General features: G+C 72.4%; 21 protein-coding genes. 3 read left to right on the top strand and 18 right to left on the bottom strand.

The window, feature by feature from the left end:
- Position 1: 1 nt before the first annotated feature.
- From efp to rpsD, 14 genes are all read right to left on the bottom strand, one after another.
- Positions 2-568 carry an elongation factor P gene (gene efp, locus AB0G74_RS26870; protein ID WP_361151015.1) on the bottom strand — a complete coding sequence of 189 codons (567 nt, stop codon included), beginning with the start codon at positions 566-568 and terminating at the stop codon, positions 2-4.
- A 58-nt stretch (positions 569-626) separates the two neighbouring features.
- Complete coding sequence (locus AB0G74_RS26865) at positions 627-1,730, bottom strand: aminopeptidase P family protein (protein WP_361151013.1); 1,104 nt, start codon at positions 1,728-1,730, stop codon at positions 627-629.
- A 240-nt stretch (positions 1,731-1,970) separates the two neighbouring features.
- A complete protein-coding gene (locus AB0G74_RS26860; protein ID WP_361151010.1) occupies positions 1,971-2,816 on the bottom strand; it encodes an AAA family ATPase in 846 nt (281 codons plus the stop codon).
- A gap of 159 nt (positions 2,817-2,975) precedes the next feature.
- On the bottom strand, positions 2,976-3,416 hold the full coding sequence (aroQ, locus tag AB0G74_RS26855) for a type II 3-dehydroquinate dehydratase (protein ID WP_361151008.1): 441 nt from the start codon (positions 3,414-3,416) through the stop codon (positions 2,976-2,978).
- Positions 3,413-4,507: a 3-dehydroquinate synthase gene (gene aroB, locus AB0G74_RS26850; RefSeq protein ID WP_361151006.1), complete on the bottom strand. Its 1,095-nt coding sequence runs from the start codon at positions 4,505-4,507 to the stop codon at positions 3,413-3,415. The genes aroQ and aroB overlap by 4 nt, the downstream gene beginning before the upstream one ends.
- Positions 4,504-4,992 carry a shikimate kinase gene (locus tag AB0G74_RS26845; protein ID WP_361151054.1) on the bottom strand — a complete coding sequence of 163 codons (489 nt, stop codon included), beginning with the start codon at positions 4,990-4,992 and terminating at the stop codon, positions 4,504-4,506. The genes aroB and AB0G74_RS26845 overlap by 4 nt, the downstream gene beginning before the upstream one ends.
- A gap of 29 nt (positions 4,993-5,021) precedes the next feature.
- The gene (gene aroC, locus AB0G74_RS26840) at positions 5,022-6,206 is read right to left on the bottom strand and encodes a chorismate synthase (protein ID WP_361151004.1); all 1,185 of its coding nucleotides are present in this window, start codon (positions 6,204-6,206) and stop codon (positions 5,022-5,024) included.
- A gap of 278 nt (positions 6,207-6,484) precedes the next feature.
- Entirely contained in the window at positions 6,485-7,351 is an 867-nt protein-coding gene (locus tag AB0G74_RS26835) for a shikimate dehydrogenase (protein WP_361151001.1), read from the bottom strand.
- A gap of 5 nt (positions 7,352-7,356) precedes the next feature.
- Positions 7,357-9,273 carry an endolytic transglycosylase MltG gene (gene mltG / locus AB0G74_RS26830; protein ID WP_361150999.1) on the bottom strand — a complete coding sequence of 639 codons (1,917 nt, stop codon included), beginning with the start codon at positions 9,271-9,273 and terminating at the stop codon, positions 7,357-7,359.
- 108 nt (positions 9,274-9,381) lie between these two features.
- A complete protein-coding gene (ruvX, locus tag AB0G74_RS26825) occupies positions 9,382-9,846 on the bottom strand; it encodes a Holliday junction resolvase RuvX (protein WP_358824872.1) in 465 nt (154 codons plus the stop codon).
- Entirely contained in the window at positions 9,843-12,512 is a 2,670-nt protein-coding gene (gene alaS, locus AB0G74_RS26820; RefSeq protein ID WP_361150996.1) for an alanine--tRNA ligase, read from the bottom strand. The genes ruvX and alaS overlap by 4 nt, the downstream gene beginning before the upstream one ends.
- On the bottom strand, positions 12,512-12,865 hold the full coding sequence (locus tag AB0G74_RS26815) for a DUF6167 family protein (protein WP_361150994.1): 354 nt from the start codon (positions 12,863-12,865) through the stop codon (positions 12,512-12,514). The genes alaS and AB0G74_RS26815 overlap by 1 nt, the downstream gene beginning before the upstream one ends.
- 6 nt (positions 12,866-12,871) lie before the next feature.
- Positions 12,872-13,333: a DUF948 domain-containing protein gene (locus AB0G74_RS26810; protein WP_361150991.1), complete on the bottom strand. Its 462-nt coding sequence runs from the start codon at positions 13,331-13,333 to the stop codon at positions 12,872-12,874.
- Positions 13,334-13,660: 327 nt separating this feature from the next.
- Complete coding sequence (rpsD, locus tag AB0G74_RS26805; protein ID WP_358824876.1) at positions 13,661-14,275, bottom strand: 30S ribosomal protein S4; 615 nt, start codon at positions 14,273-14,275, stop codon at positions 13,661-13,663.
- 191 nt (positions 14,276-14,466) lie between these two features.
- Here rpsD and AB0G74_RS26800 point away from each other — a divergent pair, with 191 nt between their 5' ends.
- A complete protein-coding gene (locus AB0G74_RS26800) occupies positions 14,467-15,174 on the top strand; it encodes a DUF2470 domain-containing protein (RefSeq protein WP_361150988.1) in 708 nt (235 codons plus the stop codon).
- A 31-nt stretch (positions 15,175-15,205) separates the two neighbouring features.
- On the opposite strand, the gene AB0G74_RS26795 is transcribed toward AB0G74_RS26800, so the two are convergent.
- A complete protein-coding gene (locus tag AB0G74_RS26795) occupies positions 15,206-16,555 on the bottom strand; it encodes a replication-associated recombination protein A (RefSeq protein ID WP_361150985.1) in 1,350 nt (449 codons plus the stop codon).
- A gap of 93 nt (positions 16,556-16,648) precedes the next feature.
- Positions 16,649-17,287 (bottom strand): vitamin K epoxide reductase family protein, encoded by a 639-nt coding sequence (locus AB0G74_RS26790; protein WP_361150983.1) that lies wholly within the window; start codon positions 17,285-17,287, stop codon positions 16,649-16,651.
- A 146-nt stretch (positions 17,288-17,433) separates the two neighbouring features.
- Between AB0G74_RS26790 and AB0G74_RS26785 the strand changes: the two genes are divergently transcribed.
- Positions 17,434-18,351, top strand: a complete 918-nt coding sequence (locus AB0G74_RS26785; RefSeq protein WP_361150980.1) for an ABC transporter ATP-binding protein — start codon at positions 17,434-17,436, stop codon at positions 18,349-18,351.
- A 321-nt stretch (positions 18,352-18,672) separates the two neighbouring features.
- On the opposite strand, the gene hisS is transcribed toward AB0G74_RS26785, so the two are convergent.
- Positions 18,673-19,944: a histidine--tRNA ligase gene (gene hisS, locus AB0G74_RS26780; RefSeq protein WP_361150977.1), complete on the bottom strand. Its 1,272-nt coding sequence runs from the start codon at positions 19,942-19,944 to the stop codon at positions 18,673-18,675.
- Positions 19,945-19,958: 14 nt separating this feature from the next.
- A complete protein-coding gene (locus AB0G74_RS26775) occupies positions 19,959-20,666 on the bottom strand; it encodes an MBL fold metallo-hydrolase (RefSeq protein WP_361151052.1) in 708 nt (235 codons plus the stop codon).
- 251 nt (positions 20,667-20,917) lie between these two features.
- Between AB0G74_RS26775 and AB0G74_RS26770 the strand changes: the two genes are divergently transcribed.
- Positions 20,918-21,715, top strand: a complete 798-nt coding sequence (locus AB0G74_RS26770; RefSeq protein ID WP_361150975.1) for a peptidylprolyl isomerase — start codon at positions 20,918-20,920, stop codon at positions 21,713-21,715.
- Positions 21,716-21,826 lie beyond the last annotated feature (111 nt).

The following is a 21,826-nucleotide window of genomic DNA, read 5'->3' as shown; positions in this document are numbered from 1 at the left end:
CTTAGCTGTTCACCCGGCTGAGGTAGTCGCCGGAGCGGGTGTCGACCTTGATCTTCTCACCGGTGGTGATGAAGAGGGGGACCTGGACCTCGTAGCCCGTGACCAGCTTGGCGGGCTTGGTGCCACCGGTGGAGCGGTCGCCCTGGACGCCGGGCTCGGTCTCGGCGATCACCAGCTCGACGGCGGCCGGCAGCTCCACGTAGAGCACCGAGCCCTCGTGGGTGGCGACGGTGGCCTCGAAGCCCTCGATCAGGAAGTTGGCGGCGTCGCCGACGGCCTTGCGCTCGATGTGCAGCTGGTCGTACGTCTGCATGTCCATGAAGACGAAGTAATCGCCGTCCATGTACGAGAACTGCATGTCACGGCGGTCGACGGTGGCCGTCTCGACCTTCACACCGGCGTTGAACGTCTTGTCGACGATCTTCCCGGAGAGCACGTTCTTGAGCTTGGTGCGCACGAAGGCCGGGCCCTTGCCGGGCTTGACGTGCTGGAACTCGACGACGGACCACAGCTGGTCGTTGTCGAGCTTGAGCACCATGCCGTTCTTGAGGTCGTTCGTGGAAGCCACGGTTGCGGAATCTCCTGGACTGACGTGGACGACCTGGGGCCACCGCGGTACGCGCCCGCTAGAGCGCGAGCAGCTCCTTGGTCGTGATGGTGAGTAGCTCGGGTCCGCCGTCCGCCTCCTGGCGTACGACGAGCGTGTCATCGATCCGGACCCCGCCCCGGCCCGGAAGGTGGACCCCCGGTTCGACGGTGACCGGCACGCAAGCGTCCAGTTTACCCATGGCCGCCGGGGTCAACTGCGGGTCCTCGTCGATTTCCAGGCCCACCCCGTGCCCGGTGAGCGGCGCGAGCCCGGCGCCGTGGCCCGCGCCGTCCAGGATCCGCCGGGCCGCCAGGTCCACCTCGCGGTAGGCGATACCCGGCCGCAGGGTCTCCCGCGCGGCCCGCTGAGCGGCGAAGACCAGGTCGTACAGTTCGATCTGCCAGTCGGCGGGGGTGGTGCCGATGACGAAGGTCCGGCCGATCTCACAGCGGTAGCCCCGGTAGTCGGCGCCGACACAGACCGTGAGGAAGTCGCCCTCCTCGACCCGGCGGTCGGTGGGCCGGTGGCCGCGCCGCCCGGAGTCGGGGCCGGTGGCGACCGAGGTGGGGAAGGCGGGCCCGTCGGCGCCGTGGTCGACCAGCCGGCGCTCCAGCTCCAGGGCGAGATGCCGCTCCGTCCGCCCCACCAGGATCGACTCCAGCAGTTCGCCCAGCGCCTGGTCGGTGATCTCGGCGGCGATCCGCAGACAGGCGATCTCCTCCTCGTCCTTGACGATCCGCTGGCGCTCCACGGCGAGCCCGACGTCGGTCAGCCGCAGCCGGGGCACGGCGGAACGCATCGCCCGGTGCCGGGCCACGGTCAGATGGTGCTCCTCGACGGCGAGGGACTCCGCCTTCGCCAGCCGGGCCAGCCCGGCGGCGGCGACCGCCGGATCGCCGCCGTCGTCGGGGAGCACGGTCAGCCGGAGCATGTCGTCGGGACGTGCCGTGCCGGTGCCGGGGGCCGGGGCGGCGGGCGAGAGCAGTACGTCCTCGGCGGGCCCGATCAGCAGCACGGCGCCCGGCGGGGCGCCACCGGCGAGATAGCGCACATTGGCCGGGCGGGAGATCAGCGCCCCGCCGCCGTCACCCGCGCACCGCTCCCGCACCCGGTCGCGGCGAGCCGCGAACACCTCTGCCATGATCCGAGCGTACGAGCGATCGCGCCGGGCGGCGCGTCCAGCGCGTCCGACGGTGCGGTGCGCGATGCCCGCGGGCTCGCGTCGGGGGCGGTTCCGCCCTGCGGCCGTGCGTTGTCGTCGGACCGCGGCCCGTCCCTGGCTTGTCGCGCAGTTCCCCGCGCCCTTGGTCGCCCCACCCTGAGGCCCCTGACCAGGCAAGGCCCTCAGGGGAGGCATTGAGGGGCGCGAAGCGGCCCCGGTCTACCAGGACGGCGGGCTGGCGATCGCGCGGGCGAGGGTCTCGTCCAGGACGCGTGCCGTGGTCTCCACGTCGTACTTGGTGTTGTCGATGATCGGCAGACCCGAGCCGTACCAGCCCGCCATCCGGCCGTGGATCCCGGCGACCTCCTCGTCGGCCAGTCTGCGGTTGCCCGTACGCTCCGCGTTCCGTTCCAGCACGGTCTCCAGACCGGGCAGCAGGACGACGGGGAGCAGGCCGGGGCCGACATGGCGCTTCCAGCCGCCGAGGCCGACCACCGGGCGGTCGGGGAAGACGGCGTCGTCGAGGATGCAGGAGATCCCGTTGGCGAGGAAGTTACGGGCGGCGAAGCCGCAGGTTCGGCGGGCGAGCCGGTACTGCGCTTCCGAGTTCTCGTTCCAGCCGGTCTGCGGGTCGGCGAAGCCGGAGCAGACCCATTCGCGGACGTCGTCCAGGCTGATGTGCGCGGTGGGCACCCGGCGGCGGGTGGCCCAGTGCCGGGCGACGGTCGTCTTGCCCGCCCCGGCGGGTCCGATCAGCAGTACGGCGAGCATGGTGGCGCCCGTACCGCCCTCCGGCGCTCCGGGCGGCGGGACCGGCGGGAGCTGCACCTGGCCGGTGGCGTCGCGGGGCGGCGGCCCGGCGGGGTGCGGCGGTCCCGGCTGGGTCCAGCCGGGGGCCTGGGGTACGGCCCCGGAGGGACCGGTCGCCGGTACGGGCGCGGCACCGGGCGGCGGCGGTACGGTACCGGGCGCCCCGGGTGCGGCCGGGGCCCCGTCGGGGCCGTGCTGGGCGTGCTGCCCGGGGCGGTGGGAAGGCGGCAGCGGAGCCCCCACTGCGTGCTGCATCCGGTCCGACTCCGTCTCGTGCGCGTCTGTGGCGGGCAGTTCGCTGCCCCTGCCACCGAACCGTACCCTCCCGCGGCCCCGGTGGCTCCCCCGCCTACCGGACCGGGATCGCCGCGGGCGGTCCGGGACGCCGCGCGCCCCGGACCGTGAGAGCCGCGGTCAGAGCGGCAGTTCCTCCGCGAGGGCCCGCAGGGCGAGGCGGTAGGAGCCGAGGCCGAGGCCCGCGATGGTGGCCGTGGCGACCGCGGCGACGACCGAGGTGTGGCGGAAGGTCTCCCGGGTGTACGGGTTGGAGATGTGCACCTCGATCAGGGGTGCCGTCTTCTGGGCCGCCGCGTCCCGCATCGCGTACGAGTAGTGGGTGAAGGCCCCGGGGTTGAGGACCACCGGGATCGCGCCGTCCGCCGCCTCGTGGAGCCAGCGGATCATCTCGCCCTCGTCGTTGGTCTCCCGGACCTCGACGTCGAGGCCGAGTTCGGCGCCCAGCGCCCGGCAGGTCTCGACCAGGCCCGCGTACGAGGTCGTGCCGTAGACATCGGGTTCCCGGGAGCCGAGCCGCCCCAGGTTGGGCCCGTTGAGGACCAGGACCCGGCGGCTCATCCCGACACCTCCCCGTAGGCGGCGAGCAGCATCGCCGGGTCGGGGCCCTCCAGGGTGTTGGGCTTGCCGAGGCCGTCGAGGACGATGAAGCGGAGCAGGTTGCCGCGGGACTTCTTGTCGACCTTCATGGTCTCCAGCAGCCGGGGCCACTGGTCGCCGCGGTAGGTGAGCGGCAGGCCGACGGAGGCGAGGACGGTGGCGTGCCGGTCGGCGGTGGCGTCGTCGAGCCGGCCGGCGAGCCGCCCCAGTTCGGCCGCGAAGACCATACCGACGGAGACGGCGGCACCGTGCCGCCACTTGTACCGCTCGTTCTTCTCGATGGCGTGGGCGAGGGTGTGGCCGTAGTTGAGGATCTCCCGGCGGCCGGACTCCTTGAGGTCGCCGGAGACGACCTCCGCCTTGACCCGGATCGACCGTTCGATCAGTTCGGCGGTGTGCGGTCCGGCGGGGGTGCGGGCGGCCTCGGGGTCGGCCTCGATCAGTTCGAGGATGACCGGGTCGGCGATGAAGCCGGCCTTGATGATCTCGGCGAGTCCGCTGACGTAGTCGTTGACGGGCAGCGACTCCAGCGCGGCCAGATCGCACAGTACGCCGGTGGGCGGGTGGAAGGAGCCCACCAGGTTCTTGCCCTCGGCGGTGTTGATGCCGGTCTTGCCGCCGACGGCGGCGTCGACCATGCCGAGGACGGTGGTGGGGACGGCGATCCAGCGGACGCCGCGGAGCCAGGTCGCGGCGACGAAGCCCGCGAGGTCGGTGGTGGCGCCGCCGCCGACGCCGACGATCACATCGGTCCGGGTGAAGCCGCTCTGGCCGAGCGCCTTCCAGCAGTAGGCGGCGACCTCGGCGGTCTTGGCCTCCTCCGCGTTGGGCACCTGGACGGCGATGACCTCGTACCCCTCGGCGCGCAGGTCCTCGGCGATCGCCTCGCCGGTCCCGGCCAGCGCCTCCGGGTGGAGGACGGCGACCCGGCGGGCGGCGGAGCCGATGAGTGCGGGCAGTTCGCCGAGGAGCTGCCGTCCCACCAGGACCTCGTAGGAGGCGGTGCCGTCGGTGCCGCCGACCGGGATCCGGGTCACTGACTGCTCGGTCATACGGGGTCGTCCTTCAGTTCCAGGGCGGCGATGATCGCGTCGGCGACCTCGTCGGGGGTGCGGTCGTCGGTGGCCACCTCGACCCGCGCCACCTCGGTGTACAGGGGGAGGCGGGCCGCCATCAGCTCCCGCCACTGCCGCCGCGGATTGACCGCGAGCAGCGGCCGGGCCTGGTTGAGTCCGGTCCTGCGGACCGCCTCCTCCACGTCCAGCGACAGGAAGACCACGGGCAGTCCGGCGAGCAGGGCGCGGCTGCCGGAGTCGAGGACCGCGCCGCCGCCGAGGGCGAGTACGCCGCTGTGGACGGCGAGCGCCTCCCGTACGGCGGCCCGCTCCAGTTCGCGGAAGCGGGGCTCGCCGTCCTCGACGAAGATATCGGCGATCTCACGGCCCTCGGCGGTGACGATGTCCGCGTCGGTGTCCCGGTAGGGGACGCCGAGCCTGCGGGCGAGCACCTCGCCCACCGTGGACTTGCCGGAGCCCATGGGCCCGACCAGGACGATCAGCGGGGCGTTCACCGGATGCGCAGGTGGTCGAGGTAGGAGCGGACGTTGCGGCGGGTCTCGGAGACGTTGTCACCGCCGAACTTCTCCGCGACGGCGTCCGCGAGGACCAGGGCGACCATGGCCTCGGCGACGATTCCCGCGGCGGGGACGGCGGCCACGTCGGAGCGCTGGTGGTGGGCGGCGGCGGCCTCGCCGGTGGCGATGTCGACGGTGGCCAGGGCCCGGGGGACGGTGGCGATGGGCTTCATCGCGGCCCGGACCCGCAGCAGCTCGCCGGTGGACATGCCGCCCTCGGTACCGCCGGAGCGGCCGGAGGTGCGGCGCAGGCCCTCGGGGGTGGCGACGATCTCGTCATGGGCCTGGGAGCCGGGGACCCGGGCCAGGTCGAAGCCGTCGCCGAGTTCCACGCCCTTGATGGCCTGGATGCCCATCAGCGCGCCCGCGAGCCGGGCGTCGAGACGGCGGTCCCAGTGGACGTGGGAGCCCAGACCGACCGGGACGTCGTACGCCAGTACCTCGACGACGCCGCCGAGGGTGTCGCCGTCCTTGTGGGCCTGGTCGATCTCGGCGACCATCGCCTTGCTCGCGTCGGCGTCGAGGCAGCGGACCGGGTCGGCGTCGAGCTTCTCGACGTCGGCCGGGGTGGGGTAGACGCCCTTGGGGGCCTTGGCGGCACCGAACTCCACGACATGGGAGACGATCTCGATGCCCGCGGTCTCCTTGAGGTAGGAGCGGGCGACGGCGCCGAGGGCGACCCGGGCGGCGGTCTCCCGGGCGCTGGCGCGCTCCAGGATGGGCCGGGCCTCGTCCAGGTCGTACTTCTGCATGCCCGCGAGGTCGGCGTGGCCGGGCCTGGGGCGGGTCAGCGGGGCGTTGCGGGCGAGGGCGGCCAGCTCGTCGGGGTCCACGGGGTCGGCCGACATGACCTGCTGCCACTTGGGCCATTCACTGTTGCCGACCATGATCGCGACCGGGGAGCCGAGGGTGAGCCCGTGCCGTACGCCGCCGATGAAGGTGATCTCGTCGCGTTCGAACTTCATCCGCGCGCCGCGCCCGTAGCCCAGGCGCCGGCGGGCGAGGTGGTCGGCCACCATCTCCGTGGTGACCGGGACACCGGCGGGAAGTCCCTCCAGCGTCGCCACCAGTGCGGGTCCGTGCGATTCCCCCGCGGTCAGCCAACGCAACCTGCTCAACGGTGCTCCTCATGCTCGCGCCTCGAACTGCCGGCCCGGCCGGGTGCGCGGCTCCGGCCCGCCTGCCCCGATCCTCCCACGTCCCGGTGACGGGTCCACGCCCCGGTCCAGCAGTCGGACGGCGCGGGGGCGGCGAGCGGGCCCGGTCGGCCGGTGCCGCCGGTCCGGTCCGTGCGGCGGGGCGCCCCGCCGCACGGGCCGTTCGCCGCGGATTCCGGGAGCCGGGCCGTACGGGTCCCGGACAGTCCGGCGGGCCCGGATCAGCGGGTTCCGGTGGTTCAGCGGGCGCGCAGGGCGGCCTCGCCCGCGGCCCGCATCGCCGCCAGCGGCCCGGGGCGGCCGGTCATCAGCTCCACCTGGAGCACGGCTTGGTGGACCAGGAGGTCGAGCCCGCCGACGACGGCCCCGCCGCGCTCCGCCCAGTGGGCCGCGAGGGGGGTGGGCCAGGGGTCGTAGAGGACGTCGAAGAGGGTGCCGGGCCGGTCCGGGACCCGGGCGGCGAAGGCGTCGGCGGATCCGGCGGGGGTGGTGGCGACGACCAGCGGGGCGGTCAGCGCGTCGGCGGCCCGCTCCCAGTCCCGGGTCAGGACCTCCACCCCGAGCCGTTCGCCCCAGCCCCGCATCTCGGCGGCGCGGGCCGGGCCGCGGACATAGGCGGTGACGGGTCCGGTGCAGATCCGGGCGAGGGCGGCGACGGCGGAGGCGGCGGTGGCACCGGCGCCGAGTACGGCGGCGGACGGCACGGACTCCACGCCGCGCTCCCGCAGGGCGGCGACCATCCCCGGGATATCGGTGTTCTCGCCGGTCAGGGTGCCGTCCTCGGCGCGGACGACGGTATTGACGGCCTCCACCGAGGCGGCGTCCGGGCCGATGGAGTCCAGCAGCGGGATGACCGCCCGCTTCAGCGGCATGGTCAGGGAGAGTCCGGCCCAGTCGGTGTCGAGGCCGCGGACGAACGCGGGCAGCGCGGCCTCGTCGACCTCGAACCGGTCGTACGTCCACTCCCCGAGCCCCAGCGCCGAATAGGCGGCCCGGTGCAGGGCGGGCGAGAGCGAGTGGGCGATCGGCGATCCGAGGACCGCCGCCCGCCGCTTCGCCGTGCCGTCCGCCCGGCCGTCGTTCCGGCCGGTGGGCGCTGGGGTCACGGTGGTCACTCCTGGTTCTTCTTCTGCTCTTCCAGATACCGCGCGCGAGCCCGCTCGTGCTCGGCGTTGGTCTCCGAGAAGACGGTCTCGTCCTCGGTCACCGAGACGAAGTAGTACCAGTCGCCCTCGGCCGGGTTCAACGTGGAGTTGATGGCCGCGGCTCCCGGGTTGCCGATCGGGCCGGGCGGCAGCCCGACGATCCGGTAGGTGTTGTACGGGTGGACGAACTTCCGCACCTTGTCGACGCTGCCGATGGCGAGGGTGCTCTCGCCCTTGGCGTAGTTGACGGTGGAGTCGAAGTCGAGCAGGCCGTTGGTCTCGGTGTTGTCGGGCTTCAGCCGGTTGTAGACGACCCGGGCGACCTTCTCGAAGTCCTCCTTGTACTTGCCCTCGGCCTGGACGAGGCTGGCGACGGTCAGCACCTGGAGGGGGTTCTTCAGCCCCAGCTCCTGGGCCTTCTTCTCCAGTCCGGCCTTGGTGTGCTCCTCGTTGGCCCGGGCGACCATCTTCTTCAGCACTGCCTCGGGCTTCATGCCCTTGGCGGCGGGGTACGACGCCGGGAAGAGGAAGCCCTCCAGCGGGTCCATGATGTCGGGGCCGCCCTTGGCCCAGGCCGGGAGTCCGAGCTTGGCCGACTGCTCCTTGGCGGTCTTCGCGGTCGTGCCGGACTTCAGCTGGAGCCGCTTGTCGATCATCGCGTAGATCTCGGCGTTCCGCTTGCCCTCGGGCACGATCATGTTGCTGCTGCTGGCCGGGTCGAGCATGGCCTTGACCGCGTTGGCCCCGGACATCTGCTTGGCGAGGGTGTAGACCCCGGCCTGGATGCCCTTGGCCCGGGGGTTGCTGTCGGCGGCGGAGACGAAGGCGCCGGAGCTCTTGACGACGCCGTTCTCCTTCAGGATGCGGCCGATCTCCGAGAGGCCCGCGCCCGGGGGGATCTCGACGACCACGGAGCCGGAACCGGCGCCGCTGTAGTCGGGGGCGGAACCGAACTGACCCTGCCAGAACTGGTAGCCGAAGTAGGAGACGAGGCCGAGTCCGCCGAAGAGGACCACGGAGACCACGAGACAGGCGAAGCCGTTACGGCTCTTCTTCTTGGGCCGTCCGCGGCCGTCGCCGGAGCCGTCGGAGCCGCCGCGGCGGCGGCCGGACCGGCCGGGCGGGTCCTGGTGGGCCGGGTCGTCGCCGTCGTCGGCACCGGTGAAGAAAGGATGCTTCTCCTCGCCGGGCGGTTCGTCGTCCGGTCCCGTCGCGGCCTCCGGCTCGGCGGAGCGCCGGGCGGGGGGCTGCGGCGGAGGGTAGGCGTCAGGGGTGGCGTAATGGTCGTCCTCGGACTGAGCCTGGTAGCCGGGTACGGGCCCGCTGTAGGTGTCGGCCGGGTTGGCGGTGTAGCTGTCGCCGGGCCCGGGGCCGTACGCCACGGCCGCCTGCGGCTCCTGATGGACCGCCTGCTGGTGGTGCTGCTGGTGCTGGTGCTGTGCCGGGTCCCAGCCGCCCTGGCCGGTTCCGGGGTGCCCGCCGGTGGTGTCGTAGCCGGGCTGCTGCCCGCCGTACTGCTGTCCGCTCGCGTCGTAGTGCTGCGGATCCTGGTGCTGCTGGTACTGCCCGGCGTCCGGCTGCTGCGGATACTGCTGGGCCTGGGGGTGCTGCTGGTAGTGCTGCTGTGCCGCCGGATCGGCGTACTGCTGCTTCGTCAGCGGATCGGGATACTGCTGCCCGCCGTCGTACGCCTGCTGCTGGTACGGGTCCTGTCCGCCGTAGCCCTGTCCCGGCTGCTGATGCTGCTGGGGGTAGTGCTGCTGCGGCTGCCCGCCGTAGGGATCATGGCCGGATCCGGCCTGTGGTCCATAGCCCTGGTCGCCGTAGAGAGGGTCGTCTGGTTGCCACGGTTCGGAGCCGGGCCCCCGGCCATACTCAGTCATCGATCCCCTAGGGCCACGAGTCGGGCGGGCTTCCGTCCCGCTGTCTGATCGGTGCGGCAGCCGTTCGAGAAAAGCCGCCCGATGGCGCGGAACGTTACCGTATCGCGATCAGACAATCCCTTCGACGCTCTCACCGGGGGGCGCCCCCGACGCCCGTTCGGACTCCAGAGCGTTCTGCAGAATCACCACGGCGGCGGCCTGGTCGATGAACGAACGGCCCTTTTTGGCCGTCACACCGGCCGCCCGCAGCCCCTGCCCGGCCGTCACCGTGGTCATTCTCTCATCGACCAGCCGGACCGGAACCGGGGCGATGCCCCGGGCCAGCTCACGGGCGAAGGTCCGGGCCTTGCCCGCGGCCGGGCCCTCCCGCCCGCTGAGCGAGCGGGGCAGCCCGACCACGACCTCGATGGGCTCGTACTCCCCGACGAGGGAGCGCAGCCGCCGGTGGGCGGCCGGGACGTCACGTCCCGGCACGGTCTCCACCGGGGTGGCGAGGACCCCGTCGGGGTCGCACGAGGCGACCCCGATCCGGGCGTCCCCGACATCGATCGCCAGCCGGCGTCCGCGCCTCACGAGACCTCGGCCACCAGTCGCTCGACGGCGGCGACGGCGTCCTCGACGGCGTCCGGGTTCTGTCCGCCGCCCTGGGCGACGTCGGGCTTGCCGCCGCCGCCGCCACCGAGCGTCTTGGCGGCGGTACGAACCAGCTCACCGGCCTTGAGGCCGCGCTCCCGGGCCGCCTCGTTGGTGGCGATCACGGTCAGCGGACGGTCGTTCGCCACCGTGAAGAGGGCGACCACGACGGGCCGGTCGCCGGGGATCCGGCCGCGGACGTCGAGGACCAGCTTGCGCAGGTCGTCGGCGGAGGTGCCGTCCGGGACCCGGCCGGCCACCAGGGCGGTGCCCCGGACGTCCCGGGCGCCGTCGGCGAGCCCGGCGGCGGCGGCCAGCACCTTCTCGGCGCGGAACCGCTCGATCTCCTTCTCGGCGTCCTTCAGCTTGGCCAGCATGCCGGAGACCTTCTCCGGCAGCTCCTCGGGACGGCCCTTGACCAGCTCCTGGAGCTGGGCGACGACCGTGTGCTCCTTGGCGAGGAAGTTGTAGGCGTCCACCCCCACCAGGGCCTCGATCCGGCGCACGCCGGAGCCGATGGAGGACTCGCCGAGCAGCTTCACCAGTCCGAGCTGGGCGGTGTTGCCGACATGCGTACCGCCGCACAGCTCCTTGGAGAAGTCGCCGATGGTGACGACCCGGACCCGCTCGCCGTACTTCTCGCCGAACTCGGCGATGGCGCCCGCCTTCTTGGCCTCCTCCAGACTCATGACCTCGGCCTGGACGTCCAGCTCGCGGGAGAGCACCTCGTTGATCCGCTGCTCGACATCGGTGAGGACGGCGCCGGGGACGGCGGCCGGGGAGCCGAAGTCGAACCGGAAGCGGCCCGGGGAGTTCTCGGAACCGGCCTGGGCGGCGGTGGGGCCGAGGGCGTCCCGCAGCGCCTGGTGGGTGAGGTGGGTGGCGCTGTGGGCGCGGGCGATGGCCCGGCGCCGCCCGGCGTCGATGGCCGCGTGGGCGGAGGCGCCCACGGTGACCTCGCCGACCTGGACGGAGCCCTTGTGCACGGAGACCCCGGGGACCGGCTGCTGGACGTCGCGGACCTCGATCACGGCCCCGGAGTCCAGCCGGATCCGGCCCTGGTCGGCGAGCTGGCCGCCGCCCTCGGCGTAGAACGGGGTGCGGTCGAGGACGACCTCGACCTCGTCGCCCTCCACGGCGGCGGGCGAGGGCACTCCGTCGACGAGCAGGCCGACGACGGTGGCCTCGCCCTCGTTGGTCACATAGCCGGTGAACTGGGTGGAGCCGGTGGTGTCGGCGACCTCACGGTAGGCGGAGAGGTCGGCGTGGCCGGTCTTCTTGGCGCGGGCGTCGGCCTTGGCGCGCTCCCGCTGCTCCTTCATCAGCCGCCGGAAGCCGTCCTCGTCCACGGAGAGCCCCTGTTCGGCGGCCATCTCCAGGGTGAGGTCGATCGGGAAGCCCCAGGTGTCGTGGAGCAGGAACGCCTTGTCCCCGGCGAGGACGGCGGAACCGGCCCGCTTGGCCTCCGTCACGGCGCCGTCCAGGACGTTGGTCCCGGCGTTGAGCGTCTTGAGGAAGCGGGTCTCCTCGGCGAGGGCGACGGCCTCGATCCGGGAACGGTCCGTGATCAGCTCCGGGTACTGCTGCCCCATGGTGCGGATCACGACGTCGACCAGTTCGGCGACGACCGGCCCGGTTGCGCCCATCAGCCGCATGTTGCGGATGGCGCGGCGCATGATCCGGCGGAGTACGTAGCCGCGGCCCTCGTTGCCGGGGGTGACACCGTCACCGATCAGCATCACGGAGGTACGGATGTGGTCGGCGACGACCCGGAGGGAGACGTCGGAGCCGTGCTCGGCGCCGTACCGTACGCCGGTCAGCTCGGTGGCCTTGTCCATGACGACCCGGAGCGTGTCCGTCTCGTACATGTTCTGCACGCCCTGGAGGATCATGGCGAGCCGCTCCAGGCCGAGGCCGGTGTCGATGTTCTTCGACGGCAGCTCGCCCAGGATCGGGAAGTCCTCCTTGCCCTCGCCCGGTCCCCGCTCGTACTGCATGAAGACCAGGTTCCAGATCTCCACGTACCGCTCGTCGTTGACGGCCGGGCCGCCCTCCTCGCCGAACTCCGGACCGCGGTCGTAGTTGATCTCGGAGCAGGGGCCGCAGGGGCCGGGGACGCCCATGGACCAGAAGTTCGGGCCCATGCCGAGGCGCTGGATGCGCTCGGCGGGCACGCCGACCTCGTCGCGCCAGATCCGCTCGGCCTCGTCGTCCTCCTGGTAGACGGTGATCCACAGCTTCTCGGGCTCCAGGCCGTAGCCGCCCTTGTCCCGGGGCGCGGTCAGCAGCTCCCAGGCGAGCTTGATGGCGCCTTCCTTGAAGTAGTCGCCGAAGGAGAAGTTGCCGCACATCTGGAAGAACGTGCCGTGCCGGGTGGTCTTGCCGACCTCTTCGATGTCCGGGGTGCGGACACACTTCTGCACGCTGGTGGCGCGCGGGGCGGGCGGCCTGGTCTCACCGAGGAAGTACGGCTTGAAGGGCACCATTCCCGCGTTGACCAGCAGCAGAGTCGGGTCGTCCGCGATGAGCGACGCGGAGGGCACGACGGTGTGTCCGCGCTCCTCGAAGAAGCTCAGCCAGCGGCGGCGGATCTCAGCCGACTCCATCAGTGGTCCTCATTCCGGTTGTACGGGTGGTAGGTGCGGTTCGGGTGGTTGTCGGGGCCCCCGTCGTCCGGGCCGGGGGCACGGAGGGCGGGACGGGCCCGCTGGGCGGGCAGTTCGGGTCCGGGCGGGGCGTTGATGCCCAGTGCGTCCCCCAACTCCTCCTCGCGCTGGATCATTCCGGCGCGGACGTCGAGGGCGAACTCGCGCAGCCGGTGACCCGCGTCGACCGCCCGGTTCGCGGCCTGGGCCGCGAGGCTCTCGGGGGTGAGCTGCCGGATCTTGCGGTGGACCTTGTTGGTCGCCCAGACGCCCGCGGCGGCACCCGCGGAGAACCAGAAGGCACGGCGGAACATGTCGGCTCAGCCCTTTCCGCCCCGGCGACCGCGTCGGCCGCGCGCCGTGGGCACCGTACGTCCGACGATCACCGTGCGGGCGGACCGGCCCCGGCGGGGCGCGGGCTCGTCGGCTTCGTCCCCGCCGGACCGGCCCATCGCCTTGCGGACGCCGTAGCCGAAGGCCGCGACCTTGACCAGCGGGCCGCCGAAGGTGGAGGCGACGGTGGAGGAGAGCGCGGAGGCGTTGGAGGTGACCTCCTGGACGTCCGAGGCGATCGCGTCGACCCGGTCGAGCTGGGTCTGCGCGGACCGTACGGTCTCGGACGCCTCGGAGAGCAGCGGGACCGCCCGCTCCGTCACCTCCGTCACCAGCCGGGTGGTCGCCCTGAGCGTCTGGGCCAGCCTCACCAGCACTACGGCCAGGAAGGAGACCAGGATCGCCCAGAAGACGGCCACCAGGATCCCGGCAACCTCTCCACCGGTCACACCGCACCGCTTCCTGCTCGTCCGGATGGTCTTGAGGGGGCTCTCCCCGGCTCTCCCGGGGAAAATCCCGTCCTCCGACCCTATCGCGATCCCGGTGGCCCCCCATACCGCATTCCGCGCGGGCGGAACAGGGCGGGACGGGGCTCTCACGGGGAGCGCGCCGGGATCCCGTACGGAGACACGGGCACGGAGGGTACGGAGTCGTACGGCGGGCGCGGCGGCGGTACGCGAAGGCCCGCCGCTCCCCCGCCGGACGGGCGGGACGAGGGCGGGCCGGGGCGCGCGTCGCACCGGTCGCCCGGGACCGGTGGTCCCGGGCGAGGTGGATCAGCGGGCGTAGTACTCGACGACCAGCTGCTCGTCGCAGATGACCGGGATCTCCTTGCGGTTCGGGTCCCGGTCCAGGCGGAACGCCAGCGCCTTCAGGTTCACCTGGAGGTAGCGGGGGGTCTCGCCGTCGGCGGCGAAGCCGCCCTCACGGGCGACCTGGAACAGGGCCTTCTCGCGGGAGCGCTCGCGGATCGTCACGACGTCGTCGGGACGGACGCGGAAGGACGGCTTGTCGACCTTGCCGCCGTTGACCTCGACGTGGCCGTGGACGACCATCTGACGGGCCTGGTAGATCGTGCGGGCGATACCCGAACGGAGCACCAGGGCGTCCAGACGACGCTCCAGCTCGACGACGAGCGCCTCGCCGGTCTTGCCCTCGGCCTTGCGGGCGCGGTCGTAGGCGCGGGCCATCTGCCGCTCGCTGATGTCGTACTGCGCGCGCAGGCGCTGCTTCTCCATCAGACGGACCTTGTAGTCCGAGTTCTGCTTGCGGCCACGGCCGTGCTCGCCCGGCGGGTACGGGCGGGCCTCGAAGTACTTCACGGCCTTCGGCGTCAGGGCGATACCGAGCGCGCGGGACTTCTTGACCTTGGGACGCGACTGGTTAGGCACGTTCTCCAGACCTCCGATATAGGTTAGGTTAGGCTCACCTTACTCAAGGAGATCGCATGTCTCGCCCTGGGAACACCAAGCGCATCGCGGACAGCACAAAGAACACCGACCCCACTTCTACGGGGGTCGAGGCGACGGAGGTCCGATCAGCTCATGGTCAGCCGCGTCCCAGCGGGCTTGAATCCGCCCGGATGCCGTCAGCAGCCGAACGCACACGAACTCTCGTACAGGGTACATGCTCCGCGGTGCTGCTCGTCACGGGCATGGAGACCACCCGTCCGGAGCAGCTGATGCCCACCGCCCGGGTGGTCGGCGCCGACGGAGAGGTCTTTCTGCTCTTCCCCGCCGACTCACCGGCCGTCCGGGCCGCCACCCACGCCCAGGACGACGAACTCTCCGCCGTACTGGAGGTCACCGACGTCGCCCCGGTCGCCGTCCCCCAGCGGGTCCGCGGCCGGGCCTGGGTCTCGGGCTGGCTGACCTGCGCCCCCGGGGTCGCCGCCGCCGGCTCCATGATGCTCCGGCTGGAGGTCGGCGAGGTAAGGGTGGACGATCTGTGGGGCACGGCCGCCGTCGACCCCGACGAATTCGCCCGGGCCTGTCCCGACCCGCTGGCCGTCCACGAGGCCGAGCTGCTCCAGCATCTGCACTCCGCCCACACCGAGCAGGTGCAGGAGCTGTGCGCGCTGCTCGGCGACCGGGCCGCCGCGGCCACGGGGACCGGCGGCGACGGCCGGGCGCCCCGGGCCGTACCGCTGGCCCTGGACCGGTTCGGACTGCGGGTCCGCTTCACCGGCAACCGCTGCTTCGACGCCCGCTTCGACTTCCCCCGGCCGGTACGCGACATCACCGAACTGCGCCGGGCGATGCACACCCTCTTCGAGGCCGCCGCGCACTGACCCGGCGCGGCCGACGGGCCTCCCGCGCCGGTCAGCCGCCGCGCAGCCGCTCCCGCACCTTCTCCACCACATCCGCGTACCGCGCCTCGGCGCCGTACCGCGTGGGCTCGTAGTACCGCTTGCCGTGCAGCGCGTCCGGCGCGTACTGCTGGGCGGCGATCCCGCCGGGGACGTCGTGCGGATAGACATAGTCCCGGGCGTGCCCGAGCGACGCCGCCCCCTTGTAGTGCCCGTCCCGCAGATGGGGCGGTACGGAACCGGCGTGCCCGGCGCGTACGTCCGCGAGCGCCGCGCCGATCGCCGTGGTCGCGGTGTTCGACTTGGGCGCCAGCGCCAGCGCGATCGTGGCATGGCTGAGGGTGAGCGCCGCCTCCGGGAAACCGATCATGGCCACGGCCTGGGCCGCGGCCACCGCCAGCGGCAGGGCCTGGGGATCGGCGAGCCCGATGTCCTCACTCGCCGAGATCATCAGCCGGCGGGCGATGAACCGCGGATCCTCCCCCGCGTCGATCATGCGGGCCAGATAGTGCAGCGCCGCGTCCACGTCCGAACCTCGGATGGACTTGATCAGCGCGCTCGCCACGTCGTAGTGCTGGTCCCCGTCCCGGTCGTAGGTGACCGCGGCCCGGTCGACGGTCTCCTCGACCGTCGCCAGGGTGATCTCCGGCTCGTCCTTGTCCAGCGCCGCGCCCGCCGCGGCCTCCAGCGCCGTCAGCGCCCGGCGCGCGTCCCCGCCCGCGACCCGCAGCAGATGCGCCTCGGCGTCCCCGGGCAGGGTCACCGCGCCGCCCAGACCCCGCTCCTCGGTGAGCGCCCGCCGCAGCAGCCCCTTCAGGTCGTCGTCGGTCAGCGGCTCCAGCGTCAGCAGCAGCGAGCGGGAGAGCAGCGGGGAGATCACCGAGAAATAGGGATTCTCCGTCGTGGCGGCGATCAGGGTCACCCAGCGGTTCTCCACCGCGGGCAGCAGGGAGTCCTGCTGCGCCTTGGAGAAGCGGTGGATCTCGTCGAGGAAGAGGACGGTCTCCTTGCCGTAGCCGCCCGCGGCCCGGCGGGCGCCCTCGATCACCGCCCGGACCTCCTTGACACCCGCGGTGATCGCCGACAGCTCCACGAACCGCTTCTCGGTGGCCTGCGAGACCACATAGGCCAGGGTCGTCTTCCCGATGCCCGGCGGGCCCCAGAGGATCACCGACGACGCCCCGGCCGGACCCCGGCCGCTCTCGCCGACCAGCCGCCGCAGCGGGGAGCCGGGGCGCAGCAGATGCCGCTGGCCGACCACCTCGTCCAGGGTGCGCGGACGCATCCGCACGGCCAGCGGGCTGGCGGTCGGCTCCTTCTCCGCGCGGTCTTCGGCGGCGGCGGTAAAGAGATCGGGCTCCACGGTCGAAAGCCTATGCCAGCCCACTGACAACGCCCCCGTCCGGCCGGTGCCGGTACGGGGGCGGAGGCTCGGGCACGGGGCGCGCCGGGCGGCTCAGCTGGTCCAGAAGTCCCACCAGCGGGTCAGGATCAGCATGCCGATGATCCCGATCCAGAGCACCGGCGGCATCCAGTGGAACTCCAGCAGTCCGCTGCGGAGCCCCTCGGGGACCTTGATGATCCGGTGGCGGACGTTGTGCACGGTGACGTAGCAGAACATCACGATCGTGGCGGCCCAGGCGAGGGAGCACCACAGGCAGAGGGAGTTGATGTTGTACAGCGACTGGTACATCAGCCACATGCAGAAGCTCACACCGAACAGGCAGCCCGCGTTGAGGCCGAGCCAGTACCAGCGCTTGTAGCGGGCCCCCGCCAGGATTCCGACGCCGATGGCGATCACCATCGAGTACGCCACCAGACCCAGCATCGGGTTGGGGAAGCCGAAGACCGACGCCTGGTCGCTCTTCATGATGTTGCCGCAGGAGACCACCGGGTTGAGGCTGCATCCGGGGGTGAAGGACGGGTCCTCCAGCAGCTTGTACTTGTCGAGCGTGATGACCCAGGCGGCGAGCAGTCCCGCCGCTCCCGTGATCACCAGCAGCCAGGCCAGGGAGCGGCTGCCGCCGATCCCGTCGCGCGGAGCGTCGGTCTGCTCGTCCGCGATCACGTCGTCGTCCACCGCCACTGTCGCCATATCGCTATCGCCTGTTCCCCTCGCTCCGGGACCCGCTCGGGCCCGGGTCATTGTGCCGTACTCGGCTGTGTGTCCGTCGTTCGGTGGACGGCGTGATGGACGGAAGGTCGTACCGCGTCCGGACCGCCGTGACCAGGGTGGAGGGCATGACAGAACTCGCGGTGAGGGTGACGGGGCTGCGTAAGCGGTACGGGGACGTCACGGCGGTCGACGGCGTGGACCTGCGGATCCGCCGGGGCGAGGTGTTCGGACTGCTCGGGCCGAACGGCGCGGGCAAGAGCACCACGGTCGGCGTGCTGCTGGGTCTGCGGCGGCGGGACGGCGGCGACGTACGGGTACTCGGCCGGGGCCCGGCGGCCGGAAATCGTCGCTGGCGGTCTCGAATCGGTGTCGTCTGGCAGGATGAATCGGCCCCCGCCGAGTTGACGGTCGGGGAGACGGTCGCCCACTTCGCGCGCTCCTACCCGGGTCCGCGCGACTCCCGTGACGTGCTGGCGCTCGTCGGCCTCGCGGACCACGCGGACCGGCGGACGGCGGCGCTCTCGGGCGGGCAGCGGCGCAGGCTCGATCTGGCGCCGGGGGTGATCGGCCGCCCCGAACTGCTGCTGCTGGACGAACCCACGACGGGCTTCGACCCGGCGGCCCGGCACCGCTTCCGCGAACTGGTCCGGCGGCTCGCCGCCGAGGGCACCACGATCGTCCTCACCACCCACGACCTGGACGAGGCCGGGGCGGTCTCCGACCGGATCGCGGTGATCGCCCAGGGCCGGGTGGTCGCCGAGGGCGATCCGGACGAGTTGCGGCGGCGCCACGGGGCCGGGGCCCGGGTCCACTGGACCGGGCCGGGCGGCCGGCGGCGTACCGAGTGGACGACGGATCCGACCCGTACCGTCACGGCGCTCTCCGCGCGGTACGGAGGTGAGGTGCCGGGGCTGCGGATCGTCCCGCCGACACTGGAGGAGGTCTATCTCCGGCTCACCGGCGAGGCCGACCGGGACACCGGGGCCGACAGCCGACACGAAGACATAACGACCGGGGCGCCGGACGCGGGTGACGCCCCGTGACCCGCTCCCCGTACCGGCCGCCGGACACCCCGGCGGCCCGGCCACCCGGAACCGGCCGCTGCCCGGCGTCCGGCGACTGGGCCTGGCCCGTGGCGCGGTGGAGGCGGACTCCCAGCCAGGGCGTTGCCCTTACCAGGGCCAGGAGACGGACAACCCAGGTGGCGCTGGGGGTCCCCCCATTGCCGAAGGCATAGGGGGCGGAACTGCGCGAACAACCATGGCCGGGCCGCAGGCGGGGAACAACATCAGGCCACGCGGCGCGGCCGGGCCCCGGGGCGGGGCGACAGTACGGGGCGCCGCGACCCGGGGCTGACCGTGGGCCTACGCCGGAGGCGACAGGCGGGTGCGGAGGGCCGTCGCGATCTCCGAGACCGGGACCGGCGTCTGCTCGCCCGACTCCATGTCCTTGAGCTGGACGTGGCCCTCGGCCAGATCCCGCTCCCCGGCCACGATCGCGTACCGCGCCCCGCTCCGGTTGGCCGCCTTCATCGCGCCCTTCAGGCCCCGGCCGCCGTAGGCGAAGTCCGCCGCGATGCCGTCCCTGCGGAGGCGGGTGACGACGCCGAAGAGGACCCGGCGGGCCTCCTCGCCGAGCGGGACGGCGTAGACGCTGGTGGCGGGCGGCAGGTCCAGGACGACGCCCTCGGCCTCCAGCGCCAGGACCGTGCGGTCGACGCCGAGCGCCCAGCCGACGGACGGCAGCGCCGGGCCGCCGATCATCTCGGAGAGGCCGTCGTAACGGCCGCCGCCGCCCACCGCGGACTGGGAGCCGAGCCCGTCGTGGACGAACTCGAAGGTGGTCCGGGTGTAGTAGTCGAGGCCGCGGACGAGCCGGTCGTCGTCCTCGAAGGCGACGCCCGCCTCGGAGATCAGCTCGCGGACCTCCTTGTGGTACGCCCGGCAGGCGTCGCACAGATAGTCGGCGAGTACGGGCGCGCCGGTGAGCTGCCGCCGGACGTCCGCGCGCTTGTCGTCGAGGACCCGCAGCGGGTTGATGTCGATCCGGCGCCGGGTCTCGTCGTCGAGGTCGAGTCCGCGCAGGAAGTTCTGGAGGGCCTCCCGGTAGACGGGGCGGCACTCCTTGTCGCCGAGGCTGTTGAGCAGGATCCGGAAGTGGCGCAGGCCGAGGCTGCGGTACGCCTGGTCCGCCAGGATGATCAGTTCGGCGTCGAGCGCCGGGTCCTCGGCGCCGATGGCCTCGGCCCCGACCTGGGAGAAGTGGCGGTAGCGGCCGGCCTGGGGGCGCTCGTAGCGGTAGTACGAGCCCGAGTACCAGAGCTTGACCGGCAGATTGCCCTGCTTGTGGAGGTTGGCCTCCAGCGCCGCGCGCAGTACGGAGGCGGTGCCCTCGGGGCGGAGCGCGAGCCGGCTGCCGCCCTTGGTGGTGAGGGTGTACATCTCCTTGGTCACGATGTCGGTGGACTCGCCGACTCCGCGGGCGAACAGGTCGACGTCCTCGAAGCCCGGGGTCTCGACGTAGCCGTAGCCCGAGTCGCGCAGCGGCGCGGCGATCGCCTCGCGGACGGCGAGGAAGGTCGCGGAGGCGGGCGGCAGCAGGTCGTAGGTGCCCTTGGGGGCCTGGAAAGTACTCACAACGGTTTCTCTCGTCACATTCCTCGTCGGGGAGCGCCGGCGCTCCCCCGGCCGGCCGCCACCTCGCGCAGATACGGGTTGGTGGCGCGCTCGCGGCCGATGGTCGTCTGGGGGCCGTGCCCGGAGAGCACCACGGTCGAGTCGTCGAGCGGCAGGCAGACGCGTGCCAGCGATTCGAGCATCTCGGCGTGATCGCCACCGGGCAGATCGGTACGTCCGATGGAGCCGGCGAAGAGCAGGTCGCCCGAGAAGAACACCGGCGGTACGTCACCGGCGTCGGGCAGCCCGAAGGTCACCGACCCCTTGGTATGGCCGGGGGCGTGCGACACGGTCAGCTCCAGACCGGCCAGGTCCAGTACCGAGCCGTCGGTCAGCTCGTGGACGTCGGACGGCTCGCCCACGGTCAGTTCGCCCATCAGCTGCGCCCCGAACGCGCGGCCGAGGGCCTTCTCCGGGTCGCTCATCATGTACCGGTCGGCGGGGTGGATCCAGGCGGGCACATCGTGCGCGCCGCAGACCGGGACCACGGAGGCGACATGGTCGATATGGCCGTGGGTGAGGACGACGGCGACGGGCTTCAGCCGATGTTTGGCGATCGCCTCGGCGACACCGTCGGCGGCCTGGTGACCGGGGTCGATGATCACGCACTCCTCCCCGGCGGCGGGGGCGACCAGATAGCAGTTGGTCCCCCAGGCCCCGGCGGGGAACCCGGCAATAAGCACGTTCGTCCTCATGGGGTGATCGGCCGACTGTCCGGCGTGGTGCGGGCGACGCGGAATCGCGACAGGTCAGAGCCTACCGGCCCTGCTGCTCCCACAGCCAACCCGTATACGGTACGGGCACGCGCGACGCACCGGCGCGTGCGTACGGTGGGACATAACGGACCCCACGGCACGTCCGGCACGACACGGCAACCCAGCACCCGCGGAACCCCTCGACACCAGGGGTCGCGTACGGAGAAGGAGCGGACTCGGTGGTCAGCAGCGATCAGCGGCGGCGGCAGCTCGCCCGGGAGAAGTTCGAGCGTCAGCAGGAGCGCCGCGCGGCGACCCGCAGACGGCAGCAGAAGATCGCGGCGATCTCCGTCGCGGTGGTGATGGTCCTGGTCGGCGGCGCGATCGCGGCGGCGTCGATCGTGGACGGCGATGACAAGAAGGACAAGCAGACCGTGGCCGGGGACCAGAGCACCCCGTCGCAGCAGGCGTCCGCGCCGCCGGAGGAGCCCAAGACGCCCGAGCCGAAGATGGCGGTCGACGCCAAGGCGAAGTACACCCTGGCGATGAAGACCAGCCAGGGCGCGATCTCCTTCGAGATGGACGCGGCGAAGACCCCGCGGACGGTGAACTCCTTCAAGTCGCTCGCCGACAAGGGGTACTTCGACGGGACCAAGTGCCACCGGCTGACCACTGAGGGCATCTTCGTCCTCCAGTGCGGCGACCCCAAGGGCGACGGCACCGGCGGCCCCGGCTACAACATCCCGGACGAGAACCTGACGGCCCTCGGCAAGGCCGGTTCGGACGGCACCGTGGTCTTCCCGGCCGGTACGGTCGCCATGGCCAACACGGGCCAGCCCAACTCCGGCGGCAGCCAGTTCTTCCTGGTCTACAAGGAGACCAAGCTCCCGCCGACGTACACCCCGTTCGGGAAGATCGACGCGGCCGGGCTCAAGGCGGTCCAGAAGGTCGCCGCCGCCGGGGTCGAGGGCAACGCCAAGGACGGCGCCCCGAAGTCGGCGGTCACCGTGGAGAAGGTGACCGTGAGCAAGGGGTGACCTCACGGCCCCGGCGCGCGCCGGGGCCGCCTCCCGGCCGGTGCCGGGAAATGCGTGGGCGCCGAGTGCGGACAGCCGGGCGACCGGTCGCCTAGATTGGCGTTGTGCAGG

The organism is Streptomyces sp. NPDC020875 (assembly GCF_040641415.1).
Classification (GTDB): Bacteria; Actinomycetota; Actinomycetes; order Streptomycetales; family Streptomycetaceae; genus Streptomyces.
The sequence above is the reverse complement of the archived record's forward strand: the minus strand, read 5'-3'. Positions and strand labels throughout refer to the sequence as shown.